Source organism: Olleya sp. KJ81-1 (assembly GCF_055808135.1).
On the sequence record NZ_CM147854.1, the window covers coordinates 2,967,710 to 2,986,418 of the forward strand.

General features: G+C 31.5%; 16 protein-coding genes. 5 read left to right on the top strand and 11 right to left on the bottom strand.

Annotated features, from left to right (window positions below; translation table 11 throughout):
- Position 1: 1 nt before the first annotated feature.
- The 3 genes from AC0L3M_RS13880 to AC0L3M_RS13890 are packed head-to-tail and all read right to left on the bottom strand — an operon-like array spanning position 2 to position 3,112.
- The gene (locus AC0L3M_RS13880; protein ID WP_473431153.1) at positions 2-1,171 is read right to left on the bottom strand and encodes an efflux RND transporter periplasmic adaptor subunit; all 1,170 of its coding nucleotides are present in this window, start codon (positions 1,169-1,171) and stop codon (positions 2-4) included.
- Between the two features lie 25 nt (positions 1,172-1,196).
- Positions 1,197-2,504 (bottom strand): TolC family protein, encoded by a 1,308-nt coding sequence (locus AC0L3M_RS13885; protein ID WP_473431154.1) that lies wholly within the window; start codon positions 2,502-2,504, stop codon positions 1,197-1,199.
- On the bottom strand, positions 2,504-3,112 hold the full coding sequence (locus tag AC0L3M_RS13890; protein WP_292943531.1) for a TetR/AcrR family transcriptional regulator: 609 nt from the start codon (positions 3,110-3,112) through the stop codon (positions 2,504-2,506). The genes AC0L3M_RS13885 and AC0L3M_RS13890 overlap by 1 nt, the downstream gene beginning before the upstream one ends.
- A gap of 127 nt (positions 3,113-3,239) precedes the next feature.
- On the opposite strand from AC0L3M_RS13890, the gene AC0L3M_RS13895 reads away from it, so the two are divergent.
- Positions 3,240-4,214, top strand: coding sequence for a polyprenyl synthetase family protein (locus tag AC0L3M_RS13895; RefSeq protein ID WP_292943534.1), 975 nt, complete (start codon positions 3,240-3,242; stop codon positions 4,212-4,214).
- Positions 4,215-4,223: 9 nt separating this feature from the next.
- Positions 4,224-4,574 (top strand): hypothetical protein, encoded by a 351-nt coding sequence (locus tag AC0L3M_RS13900; protein WP_473431155.1) that lies wholly within the window; start codon positions 4,224-4,226, stop codon positions 4,572-4,574.
- A 25-nt stretch (positions 4,575-4,599) separates the two neighbouring features.
- Here AC0L3M_RS13900 and AC0L3M_RS13905 read toward each other — a convergent pair whose 3' ends face one another.
- Complete coding sequence (locus tag AC0L3M_RS13905; RefSeq protein WP_292943540.1) at positions 4,600-5,091, bottom strand: c-type cytochrome; 492 nt, start codon at positions 5,089-5,091, stop codon at positions 4,600-4,602.
- A gap of 97 nt (positions 5,092-5,188) precedes the next feature.
- Entirely contained in the window at positions 5,189-5,728 is a 540-nt protein-coding gene (locus AC0L3M_RS13910; RefSeq protein WP_473431156.1) for an alpha-ketoglutarate decarboxylase, read from the bottom strand.
- A 116-nt stretch (positions 5,729-5,844) separates the two neighbouring features.
- Between AC0L3M_RS13910 and AC0L3M_RS13915 the strand changes: the two genes are divergently transcribed.
- Genes AC0L3M_RS13915 through odhB form a run of 3 tightly spaced genes read left to right on the top strand, consistent with a single transcriptional unit; the run spans position 5,845 to position 10,269 of the window.
- On the top strand, positions 5,845-8,601 hold the full coding sequence (locus AC0L3M_RS13915; RefSeq protein ID WP_473431157.1) for a 2-oxoglutarate dehydrogenase E1 component: 2,757 nt from the start codon (positions 5,845-5,847) through the stop codon (positions 8,599-8,601).
- A gap of 17 nt (positions 8,602-8,618) precedes the next feature.
- Complete coding sequence (locus AC0L3M_RS13920; protein WP_145005942.1) at positions 8,619-8,987, top strand: DUF3887 domain-containing protein; 369 nt, start codon at positions 8,619-8,621, stop codon at positions 8,985-8,987.
- A 31-nt stretch (positions 8,988-9,018) separates the two neighbouring features.
- A complete protein-coding gene (gene odhB, locus AC0L3M_RS13925; protein ID WP_473431158.1) occupies positions 9,019-10,269 on the top strand; it encodes a 2-oxoglutarate dehydrogenase complex dihydrolipoyllysine-residue succinyltransferase in 1,251 nt (416 codons plus the stop codon).
- 853 nt (positions 10,270-11,122) lie between these two features.
- Here the strand turns inward: odhB and AC0L3M_RS13930 are convergent.
- The 6 genes from AC0L3M_RS13930 to AC0L3M_RS13955 form a co-directional block, all read right to left on the bottom strand.
- The gene (locus tag AC0L3M_RS13930; protein WP_145005948.1) at positions 11,123-11,764 is read right to left on the bottom strand and encodes a response regulator; all 642 of its coding nucleotides are present in this window, start codon (positions 11,762-11,764) and stop codon (positions 11,123-11,125) included.
- Positions 11,765-11,838: 74 nt separating this feature from the next.
- Positions 11,839-12,276: a retropepsin-like aspartic protease gene (locus AC0L3M_RS13935; protein ID WP_473431159.1), complete on the bottom strand. Its 438-nt coding sequence runs from the start codon at positions 12,274-12,276 to the stop codon at positions 11,839-11,841.
- A complete protein-coding gene (locus tag AC0L3M_RS13940; RefSeq protein WP_473431160.1) occupies positions 12,260-14,833 on the bottom strand; it encodes a CHAT domain-containing protein in 2,574 nt (857 codons plus the stop codon). Before AC0L3M_RS13940 ends, AC0L3M_RS13935 begins: the two co-directional genes overlap by 17 nt.
- Before the next feature lie 30 nt (positions 14,834-14,863).
- The gene (locus AC0L3M_RS13945; RefSeq protein ID WP_473431161.1) at positions 14,864-16,816 is read right to left on the bottom strand and encodes a DUF7849 domain-containing protein; all 1,953 of its coding nucleotides are present in this window, start codon (positions 16,814-16,816) and stop codon (positions 14,864-14,866) included.
- A gap of 169 nt (positions 16,817-16,985) precedes the next feature.
- Positions 16,986-17,969, bottom strand: coding sequence for a hypothetical protein (locus AC0L3M_RS13950; protein WP_473431162.1), 984 nt, complete (start codon positions 17,967-17,969; stop codon positions 16,986-16,988).
- 61 nt (positions 17,970-18,030) lie between these two features.
- The gene (locus AC0L3M_RS13955) at positions 18,031-18,531 is read right to left on the bottom strand and encodes a hypothetical protein (RefSeq protein ID WP_473431163.1); all 501 of its coding nucleotides are present in this window, start codon (positions 18,529-18,531) and stop codon (positions 18,031-18,033) included.
- Positions 18,532-18,709: the final 178 nt, after the last annotated feature.

Below are 18,709 nucleotides of genomic sequence, written 5' to 3' on the forward strand. Positions count from 1 at the left end.
TTTAGTATTTAATTACTTTAACAGTTTGTCCATCCTTTACACTACGTGCACCTTCTTGGATTAACTCGGCTCCATTTGTAATACCTTCTAAAACCTCGATCACATCACCTTGTGTTTTTCCGGTTTTAATAATTACTTTATTTACGGTTCCTTGATTATTATCCTTTTTGTCTTTTACGATGTAAACATATTGTTCTCCTTCAGCATTTTCAGATATAATGCTTTGTGGTACTAAAATAGCTTTAGGGTTAGTGTAATCATTTATTTTAAGCTTTGCAGTTAAGTTAGGTTTGATAGTTTTGTCCTTGTTTGGTACAGCAACTTCAATTTTAAATGTACGGTTAGCTACGTTAATAACATCACCTGCTTGACGGACTTTAGTGTCTATGGATGTTCCTAAAACTGGAAATTGAACAGTAACATTTTTTCCTTGTACTACAGTAGGAATATAGCTTTCTGGAACATCTGTCTCGATATACATATCGTCTAGGTTTACAATTTGCATTAAAGGTGTTTGACCTGCTCCAACAACACTTCCTTTTTCTGTAATTACGTCATCAATAGTTCCTGAAAACGGAGCTCTAACAACGGTTTTACTAAGTTGTTTTTGTAATTGGTTTATAGCTTCTTCTTGTGCTTCGTAAGATGATTTAGCTTGTAGGAATTGGATTTCGCTACCAATTTTTTGATTCCATAATTTTTGTTGACGCTCAAAAGTTGTTTTAGCTAATGCAGATTGTATTTTAAGTTGCGCTAATTGCTGGCTTAATCCACCATCATCAATTTTTGCTAAGGTTTGTCCTTTTGACACACGTTGACCTTCTGTAACATAAACGTTTGTTAAAATACCACTATACTCTGGTGTTATAACCAATAGGTTTTTAGTTGTTACGTTACCTTGAAGCTCCAATACGTGATCAAAAACTTCTTCTTTTGCAAGGATTGTAGTAATTAAAGGAATGTTTTGAGTGGTATCTAAAGTTTTAATTCTTTCGTCTAATAATTTTATTTTAGAATTAATATCTTCTTGTTCAGATACTAATTCTGCACGTTTAGTACGAATGTCTTCTAAATTATTTTTTTCTAGAATTTTTTCTACTGAGTTTTTTTTGTCTCCTCCACATGAGGCTAGTAAAACAGCTATAAAAGAAAGCGTTAATATATGTTTCATAATTAATATTTTGTAGGATTGATGATTAGTTAGTTGTGTTTAGTAAAGTTTCTAGTTCTGCTTTTTTAGTAATTACATCTAACATGGTTTGAAGTAACTCTTGTTGTGCAGTATATAATTGCGTTTGCGCTTGTCTAAGTTCAAAACTAGAACCAATTCCTTCAAAAAATTTGGTTTGATTTTTAGTTTCAATACGCTCTGCAAGTATTAAATTTTCTTTTTTGTTTTGATAATCTTCAATAGCAAATTGGTAATCGCTTTTTGCAGATTGAATTTGAAGATTAAGCATTTGCTCAGTTTCGGTAAGGTTTATTTCAGCCTTTTCTAAATTTATTTTGGCACGTTGTGTCGCTGCATTACGCATGCCAGAGCTAAATATTGGAACATTTAAACTTACTCCAAATATGGAAGATCCAAACCATTTTTCGTTAGTGTTTGTAAAGTTAAAGGACTCTCTGTTACCTGTGTAGCCTCCATTTATAAATGCACTTAAACTTGGTAATGCTTTACTTTTTTCTAATTTAACTAATAATTCTTTTGTTGTTTTATCGTTTTCTGCAATTTTATAATCAATGTTATTTTCTACATTATTTTCAGAATCTAAAAGTTGCATAGTTATGTTTTGAAGCGCAAGTGTGTCCAAATTTTCAGTTAAAACTATGTTGTCATTAATAGGCTTTCCTATGGTTAAATTTAACATCTGATAGGCTAAGTCTTTTAACCTTGTAGTGTTATTTAAGGTGCTTTTTACACTTGATAATGTTATTTTTAGTTGCTCGACACTTTCTTCTTCTTCTAAACCGTTTTCAAAAATCTTAGTGATATCGTTTAGATTTTTTTCTAAAACACTTATGTTTTTTTCTAAGATAGCAACGCTTTCTTCTGCTAATAGTACATTTCCGTAGGCGTTGATAACAGCTTTTCTTACCTCTAAATCAGTTTTTGTTTTTGCGTTTTTAGAAATTTCTAAATATACTTTAGCAGACTGTAATCCTACTAAATAAGAGCCATCAAATAATAATTGACTTAGGGTAGCAGTACCAGTTAGTGTATGCTGTGATCCAACTTGTATAATTTGATCACCAAAAACAAATACATTACGTTTTAATGCATTTTGGTAATCAACGGTTGCGTTAAGTTGAGGTAAACCTGTAGCAGTAGTTTCCCATTTTTGTTTGATTGCAGCTTCAATGTCTAACGCTGCATTTTTTGATGACCTGTTATTTTCTAAAGCATAATTAATAGCTTCTTGTAAAGAAAACTCGGTTGGAGTTTCTTGAGAATAAACGATAGATGTTAGTGCTAAACTAAATGCTAATATTAGTTTTCTCATTAGTTAAGGGTGGTTTTGTTAATAAATTTATTAAGTGTAAGTAGTCCGTTTTCTGTACAAATGGCTCTAAGGTGATATTCCAAATAGCTTTCCATTAAATATTCCATAGTAAATAGTTTGGTAGGAAAAATGTTTTCGTCTTTAATTCCAGACATACCATTAAAATACATTCTTGAAATAAAATCGACATCAATGTTTTTTCTAAACAAACCTGTTTGTACACCTTTTTCCATACTTTGTTTAACCGACACGTACATTTTTTCAAATTGTTTAAGGTGTAAAACACTGTATATCTGAGGGTAGTATTTTTTTAATTGATATTGAGGTGATGCTTTTTCGTTTTTCAAAAAGGTCATTACAAACATTTTAATGTCGTATAGCTCCTCAATAGGATTAAGTGATTTGTTTGAAATACAATCAATGCCATCACAAATGTTTTCAAACATGTGCGATGTGGTTGCTTCTACTAATTTTGTTTTATTAGCAAAATGCTGATAAATTGTTTTTTTAGAAATACCTAAAGCATTAGCAATGTCATCCATTGTAACGCTTTTAAAACCAAGTGATAAAAACAACTCGGCAGATTTATGTATAATTTTGTCTCTCATAATTTCGTGCAAATGTACAATAGGAAACTTTAAAAACAATAAAAGTTTCCAAAGTTTTAATTATTATTTAACATTGGACTTTTGCTAGACAATAGTTTGTTAGCAGTATTTGCTTTATTTTTGCAGGATGCAAAACATTTTATTTTATCAGTCTGCATTTACAGACTATTTAAAAGACTATTCGTCGCCAAAACAACCAGAAAACTTATATAGTCCAATACACTATATATTGCAATTAGGTGGTAAACGTTTAAGACCTGTGTTAACATTAATGACAGCAGAAATTTTTGGAATAGATTATCAAAAGGCATTAGATGCAGCATTAAGTGTAGAGGTGTTTCATAATTTTTCGTTAGTACATGATGACATTATGGACGATGCGCCTTTGCGTCGAGGTCAACAAACAGTGCATGAAAAATGGGACCTTAATACTGGTATTTTATCTGGAGATGCCATGTTAATTATGGCTTATCAGTTATTTGAAAACTATAAACCAACAACATTTCAGGCGTTAGCTAGACTGTTTAGTAAAACAGCTTTAGAGGTTTGTGAAGGTCAGCAATATGATGTTGATTTTGAAACCAGAGACGATGTTACTATACCTGAGTACTTAAAAATGATTGAGTATAAAACAGCTGTTTTAGTTGGTGCAGCCATGAAAATGGGAGCGATAGTTGCCGAAACTACTGAAGAAAACCAAAATAACATCTACCAATTTGGAAGATTATTAGGAATTGCTTTTCAATTGCAAGACGATTATTTAGATGCATTTGGTGATCCAGAAACCTTTGGTAAACAAGTTGGTGGAGATATTATTGAAAACAAAAAGACCTATTTATACTTAAAGGCTTTAGAGTTTTTAAACAAAAAGGATAAAGTAAAATTAGAACAATTATTTTCTGTACAATTAGATGATAATTCTGAAAAAATTGAAACTGTAAAACAATATTTTATAGATTCTAAATCTGCTGAAGCAACTCAAGAAGCTATAAAAAGTTACACTAAAAAAGCATTTGATGTGTTAGATGTTTTAACAATCTCTGAGGATAAAAAAGAATTGCTTCGCGAGTTTGGAATGGGACTAATGACTAGAACGGTTTAAAACAAGTACATGGCTTTACCTGCAACTTTTGAAGATTTAATTGTTGAAGCAAATAACTTACAACTTTATAAAAAGTTAGTGTTGCAACTTAATAAAGATTTTTTGTACGCAAATATTGATTTGGATTTTGATGAAGGTATCCTGCCAACAAGTTTAAAGCTAATATTACATGAAACAGTATATAAGCTAATTCAAGAAAAATTTGCCGAATATTTAAATCTACTTTATATAATTGACGTGTCAGAAGACGCTATAAAAAAATTAGATGGTAGTGATACGTTGCAATTGTCGGAAGAGGTTACTTTTTTAATCTTAAAAAGAGAATGGCAAAAAGTATGGTTTAGACATAAATATTCGTAAAAGTTTAAACCATACTTTAATGTGTTTAAAGTGTTCTAAAGTATTCTAAAACAGCGCGTGCGTCAGCTTCTGTAAGTCCTTGATTGATCATAGGCGTATTATTATATTCTTTTAATAAATCTTTAGCAATTGGATCGTTTTTTAGCATCTCTTCAGGATTTAAAATCATATTCATAACCCATTCTGGAGTACGTCTTTTTAAAATGTCTTTTGGTGCTGGACCAATAAATTTTTTATCAGATCTATGACATGCTGTACACATTTTGTCGTAGACTTCTTTTCCTAGAGAAACCATTTTAGTATCTATTTGATCAGGTAAGGTTAGTGTTTTTATTGGACCTATTCCTTTGTTAGTTAGGTCTACAGTGCTTGATGCTGTGTTTTGTTCAGGATTTGATTCTACTTTAGACGAAGGTGGACGCTTATAGCTAAAATTGTCTTTAGCTTTTTTCTCATTGCCACCACAGCTTATTAACACAAAACCTAATACTACAATAATTAAATTTAATTTTGACATGACTTTATATGTTTAAATTTTATCAAAAATAAAATTTAATTAAAGCCTAAAAGGTGACTTAAGTCACCTTAAAATATAAAATAAATTGTATTTAAGTTTAAAAGAATACCCTTACAAATGGGACCCAGGCGTTAGCGTAAATACTTTTGTCCTCGTCATAAAGCACGTCATAACGTATTCCTATGGTTACATTGTTTGTGGTGTAACCTGCGCCAACAAAAAAGGAAGGTACCCAATATGTGTCGTCAACAATTGCAGGATTGTCAAAATTTCTGCTGACATGATTTTGTTCAAATTCTCCGGATAATTGTATATCTCTAATGGGACTATATAAACCAAGAACGCTAGCTCCTAAGATAGTAGATTTGTACACGTTTTTACTTGAATTATAAGTACCGTTTAATCCTACACCTAAGGCAAAAGTATTATCAAATTGATAAATAGCACTAGGTGCTAAAGTTGCACTAAAAAAGTTATTTCCAGTACTTAAACCTAAGCCTCCTCCAAAACGTACATTTTTCCAAAATTCACTTTTTTGTTGTGGTAAATTATCCTGTGCATTACTAAAAGTGAGGAAAAAACATGAAAAGATTGATAAAACAATAATTTTATGTCGATTTAGAGTGCTGAATTTCATAATTGTTAATTTAGATTTTTTAGAATGTTATAAATATAATAAAAGCATCTTTATATTTAGTAAAAGTTGTATTTTTGATAAAATTTTGTTGAAGCGAACACGTCTTAAAGAAAATAATGGATAAATACTCCTTTTTAAACGCAGCACATACAGCATACTTTGCTGATTTATACGAACAATATACAATAAACCCTGACTCTGTTGAGCCTAGTTGGAGAGCCTTTTTTCAAGGTTACGACTTTGGATCTGAAAATTATGGACTTGAAGGCGAAATTGTGGAAGGTGTTTCTAGTCAAATACCAGAACATGTTCAAAAAGAATTTCAGGTCGTAAAATTAATAGATGGTTATCGTAACAGAGGGCATTTATTTACCAAAACCAATCCTGTTAGGGATCGTCGTAGATACGAGCCTACACTGGATTTGGAGAATTTTGGATTGTCTCAAACCGATTTAGATACCAAATTTAATGCTGGTGATATTTTAGGTATTGGAGCGCAAACGCTAAGAGAAATATTAAAACATTTAAACAGTATCTATTGTGATGCTATTGGTGTTGAATATATGTATATAAGAAAACCTGACGAAATTCAGTGGATTCAAAATAAACTAAATATCAACGATAATCAGCCTAATTTTTCTGGAGAGCAAAAAAAGCATATCCTTAAAAAATTAAATGAAGCGGTATCGTTTGAAAGCTTTTTGCATACTAAATATGTTGGACAAAAACGTTTTTCTCTAGAAGGAGGAGAGTCTTTAATTCCTGGTTTAGACGCTGTAATTGAAAAAGCTGCTGAGCTTGGTGTTCAAGAATTTGTGATGGGAATGGCACATAGAGGTCGTTTAAGTACGTTAACAAATATATTTGGAAAATCTGCAAAAGATATCTTTAGTGAGTTTGATGGTAAAGATTACGAGCAGGAAGTATTTGATGGAGATGTTAAGTACCATTTAGGTTGGACAAGTAACCGTCAAACAGATAACGGTAAAAAAATAAATTTAAGTATTGCGCCTAACCCTTCACATTTAGAAACTGTCGGAGCAGTAGTAGAAGGTATTGTTAGAGCAAAACAAGACACATTATATAGTGACAACTTTAGTAAAGTACTACCAATAGTAGTCCATGGTGATGCAGCAATAGCAGGTCAAGGTTTAGTTTACGAAGTTGTGCAAATGGCACAATTAGATGGTTACAAAACTAATGGTACAATACACGTTGTTGTAAATAACCAAGTTGGATTTACAACAAATTATCTAGATGCAAGATCAAGTACGTATTGTACAGATATTGGTAAAGTAACTTTGTCGCCAGTATTACACGTTAATGCAGATGATGCTGAAGCAGTAGTACACGCAATGTTATTTGCATTAGATTTTAGAATGAATTTTAAAAGAGATGTCTTTATAGATTTATTAGGATACAGAAAATATGGTCATAATGAAGGTGATGAGCCTAGATTTACACAACCAAAACTATATAAAGCAATTGCTAAGCATGCTAATCCACGAGATATTTATGCAGACAAATTAATTGCACAAGGTATTATTGATAAGGATTACGTTAAACAATTAGAAAACGATTACAAATCTAGTTTAGAAGAAAAACTAGAGGACTCCCGTAAGGAAGACAAAACTATAATTACGCCTTTTATGGAGGAGCAATGGAAAGATTTTACTCAGGTAGATGAAACCATTATGATGCAATCTGTGGATACTACAACATCTTCAGATAAGTTAGCAGCAATTACTAAAGTAATCTCAAACTTACCAAAGGATAAAAAGTTTATCAGAAAAATAGAACGTTTGATTAATGATCGCCAAACTATGTTTGACGAAAACAGATTAGATTGGGCTATGGCAGAGCATTTAGCCTACGGAACATTATTAGACGAAGGTTATAGTGTGCGTATGTCTGGTCAGGATGTAGAGCGTGGAACATTCTCTCATAGACATGCTGTTGTCAAAGTAGAAGATAGCGAAGAAGAAATTTTATTATTAAACCAAGTAAGTGACAAACAAGGTCAATTTCATATTTTCAACTCATTATTATCAGAGTATGGCGTTGTAGGTTTTGATTATGGATACGCTATGGCTAGTCCAAATACATTGACTATTTGGGAAGCACAATTTGGAGATTTTAGTAATGGTGCACAAATCATGCTAGATCAATATATTTCTGCAGGAGAAGATAAGTGGAAAACACAAAACGGATTAGTCATGTTATTACCTCATGGGTATGAAGGACAAGGTGCAGAGCACTCTTCAGCACGCATGGAGCGTTACCTACAGTTATGTGCTAAGGATAATATGTTTGTTGCAGATTGTACAACACCAGCAAACTTTTTTCACTTGCTAAGACGTCAAATGAAAACTAATTACCGTAAACCATTAATTGTATTTACACCAAAAAGTTTACTACGTCATCCAAAATGTGTTAGTACTGTAGATGAGTTTGCAAACGGAACATTCCAAACATTAATTGATGATACAGCTGTTCAGGCAGATAAAGTTAAAACATTAGTGTTATTAACTGGTAAATTCTATTACGATTTAGATGAGGAGCGTGAAAATTTAAACAGAGAAGACGTTGCTTTAATTAGAATAGAGCAGTTATTTCCTTTACCAACAACACAAATTAGAGAAGTATTAGCCAAATACAAAAATGCAGAAGACATTGTTTGGGCACAAGAAGAACCAAGAAATATGGGAGCTTATGCGCATATGTTAATGCATCTAGACGAAGCTAAAACATTTAGATTAGCTTCAAGACGTCCTTATGGTGCACCAGCAGCAGGTAGTTCTGTACGTTCTAAAAAACGTCATAAAGAAGTTATAGATTTTGTATTTGATAAAACAAAAAATAACCAGCGATAAACTATAAATTTATAAACATGAAAAAGTTACTTTTAATACTAGCACTCTTGGTATCCTGTTTAGGAATAGCACAAGAAAAAGATAACTATAAAAATGCAGTAACTAGTTTTCAAAACCATTATAATAATGGAGATGTTACTAGTATTTTTAACATGTTTGATAATAATTTTAAACAAGTTTTAACCCTAGAAAAAACAAAAGCATACTTTACAAAAGAGGTAAATATGGAAGCTTTAGGGAAAATTAAATCAATTGAATATAAAGACACAGTTCGTTCAGGAAACAATTATACAATTACTTTTGATAAAGGTGTTTATAATGGGTATTTCCTATTAGGAACGGACAATAAGTTTGAATTTATTCAATTAGATTTAGCAAAAAAATAAAAATAACACAACAATATAAAGTTACATTACGATGATTTTAGAAATGAAAGTGCCTTCTCCAGGCGAATCTATCACAGAGGTTGAAATAGCAGAATGGTTAGTTCAAGATGGTGATTATGTAGAAAAAGACCAAGCAATTGCTGAAGTAGATAGTGATAAAGCAACTTTAGAGTTGCCTGCAGAAGCAAGCGGAATTATTACGCTTAAAGCTGAAGAAGGAGATGCTGTCGCAGTTGGTCAAGTTGTATGTTTAATTGACACAAGTGCAGAAGCACCAGCAAGTAGCACTTTTGAAGGTGGTGATGAAGGCGGAAACACAAACGCTGAAAAAGATTTAGCTAAAGATCAAAAAGCAACACCTAATACTGATACAGCTAAGGCTCCTAATCCAGCAACAAAAACGTATGCTTCTGGTACAGCAAGTCCAGCAGCTAAGAAAATATTAGCTGAAAAGGATATGGATGCATCATCCATAGCTGGAACAGGAAAAGATGGACGTATCACTAAAGAAGATGCAGTTAAAGCGGTACCATCTATGGGAACTCCAACTGGAGGAGATCGTAGCTCGACTAACACTAAAATGTCAATGTTACGTCGTAAAGTGGCAGAGCGTTTAGTTGAAGCAAAAAATACAACAGCCATGTTAACTACGTTTAACGAAGTAAACATGTCTCCAATTTTTGCATTAAGAAACGAGTATAAAGAAACTTTTAAAGCTAAGCATGGTGTTGGCTTAGGATTTATGTCCTTTTTCTCATTAGCAGTTGTGCGTGCATTACAGATGTATCCTGCAGTTAACTCTATGATTGATGAAAAAGAAATGAAAACTTTTAACTTTGTAGATATAAGTATAGCAGTTTCTGGACCTAAAGGATTAATGGTTCCAGTAATTAGAAATGCCGAAAATTTATCTTTCAGAGGTGTTGAGTCTGAAGTTAAACGTTTAGCACTTAGAGCTAGAGATGGTCAAATTACTGTAGATGAAATGACAGGTGGAACGTTTACTATAACAAATGGAGGTGTATTTGGAAGTATGTTATCTACTCCTATAATTAATCCACCACAAAGTGGTATTTTAGGAATGCACAATATTATTGAGCGTCCTATAGCTGTTGATGGTCAAGTAGAAATACATCCTATGATGTACGTTGCTTTATCTTATGACCACAGAATAATTGATGGTAAAGAAAGTGTAGGTTTTTTAGTAGCTGTTAAAGAAGCATTAGAAAACCCAACAGAATTACTAATGAACAATGATGTTAAAAAAGCTTTAGAGCTTTAGTAGACATAATAGTTTTATAAAAAAAGGGAATAACTAAATGTTGTTCCTTTTTTTTATCTATTTTTTAAAAAAATAAAAATATTAAAAGCAATTATAATTACTGCTAGTATAATAATACAAGTTGCGATTATACGGTTTTGCTCCTGTGTTCTCTTTTCTAAATCCATAATTTTAATTAATTAAAAACTCTGCACCATTACAGCGCAGAGTTTTCTTTAAATAATTCTCCCTAAGAACTAATTAATAGCAATGTAAAGGTATAATGTACAAAGGACATATGAAATACGTAGAACTACGTATTTTTATTAAGGTCTAGCGTAAAAAAAAGCTCCAAAACAAAACGTTGTTTTAGAGCTTTCTCAATTTCCCTAAAAATTGATTTAATAGCACTGCTAAGATAAAAGATATTAATAACGTGTGAAATACGTAGAACTACGTATTTTTATTTGAGTGAATTCCAAAAAAAACTCCAAAACAAATTAATGTTTTAGAGCTTTCTCAGTTCTTCATAAATTGATTAATAGCAGTGCTAAGATATAAGTAATAATTGAGGTGTGAAATACGTAGAACTACGTATTTTTATTTAAGTAGATTGCATAAAAAAGCTCTAAAACAATTAGTCGTTTTAGAGCTTTTACCAATTTTCCCTAAAAATTGATTTAATAGCACTGCTAAGATATAAGTAATAAATGACCTGTGAAATACGTAGAACTACGTATTTTTTTAGACTTTATTATATTAAAAAAGCTTTAATTGAGATATCAATTAAAGCTGTAATTGTCCGTGTTTGTTATGAAAGTTACTTGTTTTTAAAATAAAATGAAGTAAGCTAACAATTATTTTACGTAAAAGTCTACGTGTTTTTAATAAGGTCTTTATTCATATTAGCCCATAACATAAGCTCGTTATGCGATTTTTTTAAGTCTAATTTTTTTACAATATTACTTCTGTGCTTTTCAATGGTTCTAGTAGAGCTGGCTAATTCTTTTGAGATCTCGGCTGAGGTTAATTTATCAGACAGTAACTTAACCACCTTTAATTCGGTAGGTGTTAATATTTCTAATAAATTAGAACTAGAAAAACTAACTTTTGAATTTAAGTATGAGGCAATCTCTTCGCTAAAATAAGCTTCATCTTTTAATACATGCTTAATACAGGTTTCTATTTCTTCAACCGCAAATTCTTTTAATATATACCCATAAACATTACAAGCTCTAGCTCTATCAAATAAATGTTCTTCGTTATCAAATGTAATTAGAATAATTTTGGTATTTAATTCGTTTTTAAAGCAAGCTTCAGCTACTTCTAAACCTGTCATTTTTGGCATCCTAATGTCAAGTAAGGCTAAATCTGGTTTTAGTTTTACTATTAAGTTGTAAGCAGTTTGTCCATCTTCGGCACTTCCAATTATTTTAAATCCTCTAGAGGTAATAAAATCAGATAATCCTCTAAGCATTAAAGGATGGTCATCTGCTATTACTATTGATGCTTTCATATTATGTGAGGTCTTTTAGAGGTTGGATTTTGGTAATTAAAATTATAAAAAAATAAGCTGTTAGACTAATTTTTTTAAGTACAAATATTTTTTTCGTAATCAATTATTCCTTTTACTTTTTTTAATACATCTGCTCCAATGATACCATCAACTGGTTGTGCGTTATGATTTATTAATGCTGTATTAACGTGACTTAAATCAAATAATACTAAAGCAGACTTTGCTATTTTAAGTCGTCCGATCTTGATGGTATTATTTTTAGATACTTGAGTAACCATACCTATTGCGCCAGCTCCTGCAGCTAAAATTTCAGAATCTTTAACTTTTTTTAAGCTAAATTTTTTAGCTGCCTCAAAACCAACACAGCTATTTGATGCACCAGTATCTAAAATAAATAAGCCTTTATAGCCATTTATGGACGCTTTAATTTCAAAATGATTAGTTTTTGTTAGTTTTAATTTGACTCTTATATAGTCTTTGGCAAATAAAAAATCTTTAAGCGTTTGGTCCATTTTTGCGTTTACGTATTATAATCCATAAAAGTAAAGCAATCCCTAAACCAATAAAAGTAAAAATGATATATTTTGAATTTACCGATGGTCTTTCTGGTGTCAAATGACCATAATAGATAAAGGTACTCCAGTAATAAGGTGATTTTTTTATGTTAGAAATGGATTGATCTTTTAAATAATCTAATTTAGCTAAACGATTAGCTATAAAAGGAGAGTGTGATTGACTATAATTTTTGTAAAACGAAGCCATTAGTTGTGAGGTTGATAAATCATTGATTTTCCATAATGAAAACAATAAATTTTCAACACCTGCATATTGGAAACCTCTAGCTAAGTTCATGCTGCCTTCTCCTTTTTGTAATTTTCCAATACCAGTTTCGCAAGCACTAAGGACTACTAATTGATTTTTAAGATTAAGACTGTATAAGTCGTTTAAAAATAATTTTTGATCTATAAAATCTATGTTTGCAGGTATGGTAAATGTCCCGCTACTTGCGTGTGTAGATAAGTGTAATACGCCATAATTTTTAGCTTGTTGCATCGCATTGCTTTTAGTGGCATCTTGATACATTAAAAACTTTGCATTTGTTTGTTTGTCAATACTTTTAGCTTCGTCTAAAGAGTAGGTTAGCTTTGCATCACTATTGTCAAATACAGGAAACACACCCAAGACTTTATCTTCAAATTTAAAATCCGACGCGTTTAAATAAAACAAAGCACTAGTATTGTACGCTAATACTTGGTTGTTGACAACAAATGGCATTTTAGAATAGTTTTTGCTGTCTGTGGATTGGGTTAGTAAACTTTCAAAAGGAATAAAATTTAAAAAGCCATCCGTAATTATTACTACATTTTTAAAAGCTAGAGTTTTGTCAAAATGTAATGCTTTGTATAGTTTAAAAGCAGCATTGGAAAATTGTGGAATGTTATTATTTATAACTGATGAGTTATCAAAATAATGGATATAGTCACTTATAGCTGTGTTAAAAACAGCATCTCTTGTAATGTTATTTAAGCTTATGGCTGTTGCCGAAATTATAAACTGAAAAATATGGTTTTCGCCATAAAAATACTCGACCAACACAGCATGATCTGTTTTTAATTTGTGTTGCAGTTTTGAGATTGAAATATCTACATCGTTAGGCTCAGGATACTTAGCCTTAATTTTAACTTTTAATTTTTTTAATGTAATACTGACTGATGTTAACTCTTGACTTAATTTATTTATCTGTTTTACATCTTGTTGATATTGGACCTTAATTAAGGTATTTGTTAAAAGCTCTTGTTGTTGTAATAATGTTAACTCTTTTATTAATAAGGTGTCTGTTGGATGACGTTCTAACAGTGTTTTTTTACCAATTATTTCTTTTAAAATAGAAGCTTTATTTTTTTCAGCGTATGCAAAAGCTTGTGTAACAAGGGTTGTGTCTTTAGTGTTTTGATAGGCTTTATAAAGTGCACTTATTATGGACTCACTACGTTTACGATTGGCATGTAGATGGATGAGTTTAGACTCTTGTGAGGTTAAGTTATTAGTTAATAATGTTGAAACGTAAAAGCTTAAGTCATAACAGGCTAAAGTATTGTCAAGATTGGATTGTAGTAAAGCCAATAAATCAAAAATATCAATAAATGTGTTTTCAGGATAAAGAGTTTCTTTTTTTGGTAAGTTTTCTAGATTATAATTTGGTAATAACGCTTGTAAAGCCAGTTTTAGTTTTACTGAAGTGTTTTTAAAATCGTTTAATTTATAGTGTAATTGTGCCTCTTCAAAATTTAATTTTGCTATAGTTCTTGCGGTTAGTGTCCCCTTATTTATGTGTAAATATTTAGTTTTAAAATAGAATAATGCAGTTTTATAATCTTTGTTTTTTAGCGCTAAATGGTATTTACTATCGTTATCATACTTGTTTTTCAACGCCAATACATTAGGGTTCTTTTTTAATTCAGAATTATTTTGAATAGCACTTTTATTAATTACCTGTTGTAATGCTTGTTTTTGTATAGCTGAAGCTCCTTTTATATCTAAGCCATTTTTGGCAATATTAAGTGCTGCATTAAATTTGCCAAGAGTATAATAAAGATTAGCTAGGTTTATGGCACCACTAATTCTGTGTGGATTGTTTTTTTGTTTTTCAGCAAGAAAAATATAGTGTTTAATTGTGTTTTCTGCATTAGTATAATCACCAATTTTATGATAAAGTATACCTAACGGTTTTAAGCAATACTCTGTAATATCATACACAAAGGTTTTATTTAATTGTTGTGTGTTGTAAACGTCCAATGCAGCCTCATAAGCAGTAATAGCTTTGGGTTGTTGGTTACTTTGATATAAATAATCTGCTTTATTAACTAACAAAAATAGATAGGCAAAATAATGGTCTTTTGTCTTTAGTTTTGAAGAGAATTCAGCTTCGTTTTTAAGTAAAACGGAAAAGGTTTCAGTAGTTCTATTTTTGTTAAATGTTTCAGTAGCCACATAAATACTTTCTTCTAAATCTTGCGAAAAACAACTTCCGAAGACTAAAAAAAGTAATATGACAAGGCTGTATTTCATTATTAAAAGTATAAATCAAATTAATTCAATCTAAAATTTCCAGATTGCGTAAAACTGCATGTAATTATAATTTGTTTTAAAATTGAATACATATCGTGCACCAATACTTGGACCAATTCTGGCAAATCCAGCAGTTGCTTCTACCAAAAAACCGGTTCTGAAGTTTGTAAATGTCTCTGTGTTCTGGGTAGAGGTTTGTGATGTGTCTAATAAAAAAGGCGGTTGGATGTTGGTGTTTTCAAATTCTTCTATTAAAATGTTTTCTGTACTTTTTTGGCTAATGGATAGTGCACCTTGTAAACCTGCTCCAAGACCAATGTAATTATTAACATTATATCTTGCTAATACAGGGATTTCCCAATCTATGTTGTCGTAGGATTTGGTGGTTGTTGTGCGCTGTATCCTATCGTCTATTCCAGGTTCGCCAATAATGGTTTGAGTGACCAATCTATCGCTATCAAAGCTATGAAAACTGTTTAAAAGCTCTGCTTGCCAATACCATTTGTAGGATTTGTAAGGTGATACTGTGGCGCCAACAAAGTAACTTTTAGAATTATCTAAATCCGAGAATAGGTTGTAACCAGCTTTTACACCAATAGATATACCTGGTAAAAAACGTGTTGTGGAATAGTTAGTTATTATTGGGTCGTTTTTGTCAAAAATTATAGCAGTACGTGATTTGGTTTTTTGCTTATGAAAATCCTTACCAAACTTAATGCGGTATTGTACAAAACCTTTTGTGGAGTCATAAACCTTTACGTTTTTTTGCTGGCTTCCTGGTAAGTAAATGTTTTTAAAAGTAAATATGGCTTGCTTTTGTGTATAGCTTGTGTCAAGGCAACTATATTGGACCTCGTATTTAGGACAAATTTTTACTTTTGGGTACATGTCCAAAACTTCAATAGTGGTTTTGTCAAACATATCTGGTATGTCTGTTTCTAGTCTAATTGTGGTTGCAGGACCTTCGCCATTATTTTGAAATCTAATTTTAAATTTAGGTTTTTTGAAACGTACTAATCTGTAGTTTAAAAAAGTAGCGTTTGAGGACATTTTGTTGGGATCATGAGAGGTTACAATTTCCATTTCCATGTCTTTTACATTATGGTCGTCATAATTGTTATCTGGAATATAAACACCTCTAACCGAAATTATCGCGCTTGTATCCTTTAGCATTTCTGGTGTTGTTTTTAGGGTGTAAAATATATTACGCTCTTCATTTGGTTGCATGTTGCTAAAGCTTAATTGGCTTGAGTTTTTATAGTTGGCTTTAGCTTCGGCAAGTGTTAATGGTAGATTTTGTCTTTCAGTAGAATCTTGTGGGTTAAATGTTTTACGCAAGCTTTGAATTTCCGCGGAAGCGTAATAGGTTTTGTTTTCTGGTTTAGAGGTGTAAACTAGGTTGTCGTTATCTTGTGCAATCTCGCCATGATACGTTCTAGTATCTGTGATTTTAAAATTGTCGTCTCCATATTTTGCTTCGTTATAAAACAAATAGATTTTACCGTTTGTAGTGTAGTCTTTTGTGTTTTTGTATTTGTAAATTACTACTATTTCTTCTTCTGGAATGGGCTCTCTGTTACGTTGTAAATCTATTGCATCTTCCATTGACGCTTGCTCTGGGTAGGTGTCATCTGCAGTGTTAACTCTTATTTTTTTTGGTCTAGTGGTTGGTGGTTTGCCTGTGTCGTAATTATTGGTAGTCCAAAGTCTTACCTCATAGTCTCCTGATTTTTTGTAAACTTTAGTAGGATTATTTTCTTTGCTGTAAGTACCATCTCCAAACTCCCAATAATTTGTGTAAAACGCTTTAGGTGCACCAGCTATTTGATTTAGTTGTGGTGCATTTGGAGAGAATTGTACTTGTTTGCCTTCTATTTTGTAATCTATGGTTGCAGTGCGTCTAGTCGTATCTATTACTGTGTCTTGACTAAAAGTGATGTTGGTTAGGCTAAGGGTGAAAATAATAGCGATTATAGTTTTCATTTGTGGTGTGGTTTAGAGATTAAATTTAGTAATAATAATATTGATATTAGCTTTTCAATCTATGAGTGGAGGTTTTAAGTAAAGCAACGGTACATAACAATAGATGTTTAAACATAAAAAAAGTCAGAAAAATTAATTTCTGACTTTTAAGTTTAAGTAGGCTAATGGTTTATGGTAAACCATTTATTAAAGCTGTTAAGGTTGCTTCTGTTCCTGTTGTTGTGTCATCCATAGTAAACGTTATAATATCATTTGCTACAATTGTCACTGGTTTGATTGCATATCTCCAAACACCATTGTCTTCTGTTACAAAAATAACGTGACACTCTAAACCAATTGGTATTTGTCCATAATGTTCGCTAAATAAATTTAATGTTCCGTCGTAGGTATCTAAAGCAGCAAGTCCAGAATCTTCACCATCATAAGATAAATATACAGCACTATTAGTAAAGTTGTAACCTATTGGAGCTTGTACCTGGATTAATGTTTTTGGTCTTGGGTCGCTATAAAAACGATCAACATTAGACCATCCAAAACCTTGTAACAATCCATAATACTCGCTACCCTCTACAAAAACACCACCTTGACCTGTTGCATCTTCTACCTCGTCCCAAGTTAAATTATCTTCTGCATCAATCTCGCCTTCCCAAAGTGACATTAATGGATCTGCTCCACCTGTTAAGCTAGCAGGTATAATAAGTTGCAAACCACAGGTTGTGTCTAATGCGCTACCATTTTGTGTGGCTTCAATAAAAAATTCTCCTCCAGAAATTAATAAGGTTTTATCACCATTAGGTAATGTTCCCATAGTAGGTTTGTTTGTAGTAAGCATATTTCCTTTTTCAAATAACTCTACATATTCTAGTTGTACTTGTCCAGTTACTGGATTACCATTTAAGGTTAGACAATTACCGTTAATATTAATTTGTACTCCATTGGCAGAGGTTAAAGTAATGTTTCCATCATCTGCATTAAAGGTGAAATTTTGAGTTAGATTAGCTAATGCTATATCTTTAATATTTTTAAATTCCTGAGCTGTTGCAATGTCAATAGCATTGCCAAAGTCATTGTCTCCATCATCTTTAGTCTCGCAACTAGTTAGTAATGTTAAGGTCATTAATACTGTTCCAAAAATTGTTTTTAAATTTTTCATGATTTTATAATTTAAAGGTTTATATAGTTATATAAATAGTGTGTCTATTTTGTTACCCTATTTAGTATTCTTTTTTATTTCCGCTAGCAATTATTTTATGAGAAATTATATCTCCTTCTGCTACTAGACGTATCATTTGTTTTGCAGATGCCTCTGAGGTAGCATAACCTTTAGCGTATCCTTTTTGGCTTTTTACTTCCCAAAAGTATAGGCGACTTTCTGTTTTAAGCAGGTCACTTTTTAATACATAATAATTGGTAATTTTTCTTTCTAAAACAACTTCGTTTTGCCCAACTAAGTTTGATCGCTTTTTGGCTTCAAATAATGTTGTAGCAGTTCCAGAATATGTGCCATTAGTAGTTACAACTGTCCAGTCGTAAACTGTAATCAATTCATCTTTTAAAAGCTCAATGGATGTATTACTATTAAGTGGTTTATTTTGGTTAGTTGCATTTAGGTTAAAAAAGCCTAACACTACGGTTGCTATAATTAAAATTGCTTTTTTACTCACGTTAATTTTGATGTTGCTAACGTGTTCCGGATTGTTTTGTAGTACGTTCATAATTTCTAAGTTTTAAATTGTTGTTTTTTAAGTTTGTGTGTGCTGTCTAATTTTGACTGTTACACCCTTATATCAAAACCATTTAAAATTTGTTACCCTTGTTTTGCTAAGTTTTTTTAAATTCGTTGGAAACAAAGGGTTTATGAGTCAAAAAAATACACGAAGACCAGAAGTATGT

Bases quoted from the DNA above. Each gene is read 5' to 3' on its own strand.
- AC0L3M_RS13880 (WP_473431153.1), bottom strand. From the start codon at position 1,171: ATGAAACATATATTAACGCTTTCTTTTATAGCTGTTTTACTAGCCTCA.
- AC0L3M_RS13885 (WP_473431154.1), bottom strand. From the start codon at position 2,504: ATGAGAAAACTAATATTAGCATTTAGTTTAGCACTAACATCTATCGTT.
- AC0L3M_RS13890 (WP_292943531.1), bottom strand. From the start codon at position 3,112: ATGAGAGACAAAATTATACATAAATCTGCCGAGTTGTTTTTATCACTT.
- AC0L3M_RS13895 (WP_292943534.1), top strand. From the start codon at position 3,240: ATGCAAAACATTTTATTTTATCAGTCTGCATTTACAGACTATTTAAAA.
- AC0L3M_RS13900 (WP_473431155.1), top strand. From the start codon at position 4,224: ATGGCTTTACCTGCAACTTTTGAAGATTTAATTGTTGAAGCAAATAAC.
- AC0L3M_RS13905 (WP_292943540.1), bottom strand. From the start codon at position 5,091: ATGTCAAAATTAAATTTAATTATTGTAGTATTAGGTTTTGTGTTAATA.
- AC0L3M_RS13910 (WP_473431156.1), bottom strand. From the start codon at position 5,728: ATGAAATTCAGCACTCTAAATCGACATAAAATTATTGTTTTATCAATC.
- AC0L3M_RS13915 (WP_473431157.1), top strand. From the start codon at position 5,845: ATGGATAAATACTCCTTTTTAAACGCAGCACATACAGCATACTTTGCT.
- AC0L3M_RS13920 (WP_145005942.1), top strand. From the start codon at position 8,619: ATGAAAAAGTTACTTTTAATACTAGCACTCTTGGTATCCTGTTTAGGA.
- odhB (WP_473431158.1), top strand. From the start codon at position 9,019: ATGATTTTAGAAATGAAAGTGCCTTCTCCAGGCGAATCTATCACAGAG.
- AC0L3M_RS13930 (WP_145005948.1), bottom strand. From the start codon at position 11,764: ATGAAAGCATCAATAGTAATAGCAGATGACCATCCTTTAATGCTTAGA.
- AC0L3M_RS13935 (WP_473431159.1), bottom strand. From the start codon at position 12,276: ATGGACCAAACGCTTAAAGATTTTTTATTTGCCAAAGACTATATAAGA.
- AC0L3M_RS13940 (WP_473431160.1), bottom strand. From the start codon at position 14,833: ATGAAATACAGCCTTGTCATATTACTTTTTTTAGTCTTCGGAAGTTGT.
- AC0L3M_RS13945 (WP_473431161.1), bottom strand. From the start codon at position 16,816: ATGAAAACTATAATCGCTATTATTTTCACCCTTAGCCTAACCAACATC.
- AC0L3M_RS13950 (WP_473431162.1), bottom strand. From the start codon at position 17,969: ATGAAAAATTTAAAAACAATTTTTGGAACAGTATTAATGACCTTAACA.
- AC0L3M_RS13955 (WP_473431163.1), bottom strand. From the start codon at position 18,531: ATGAACGTACTACAAAACAATCCGGAACACGTTAGCAACATCAAAATT.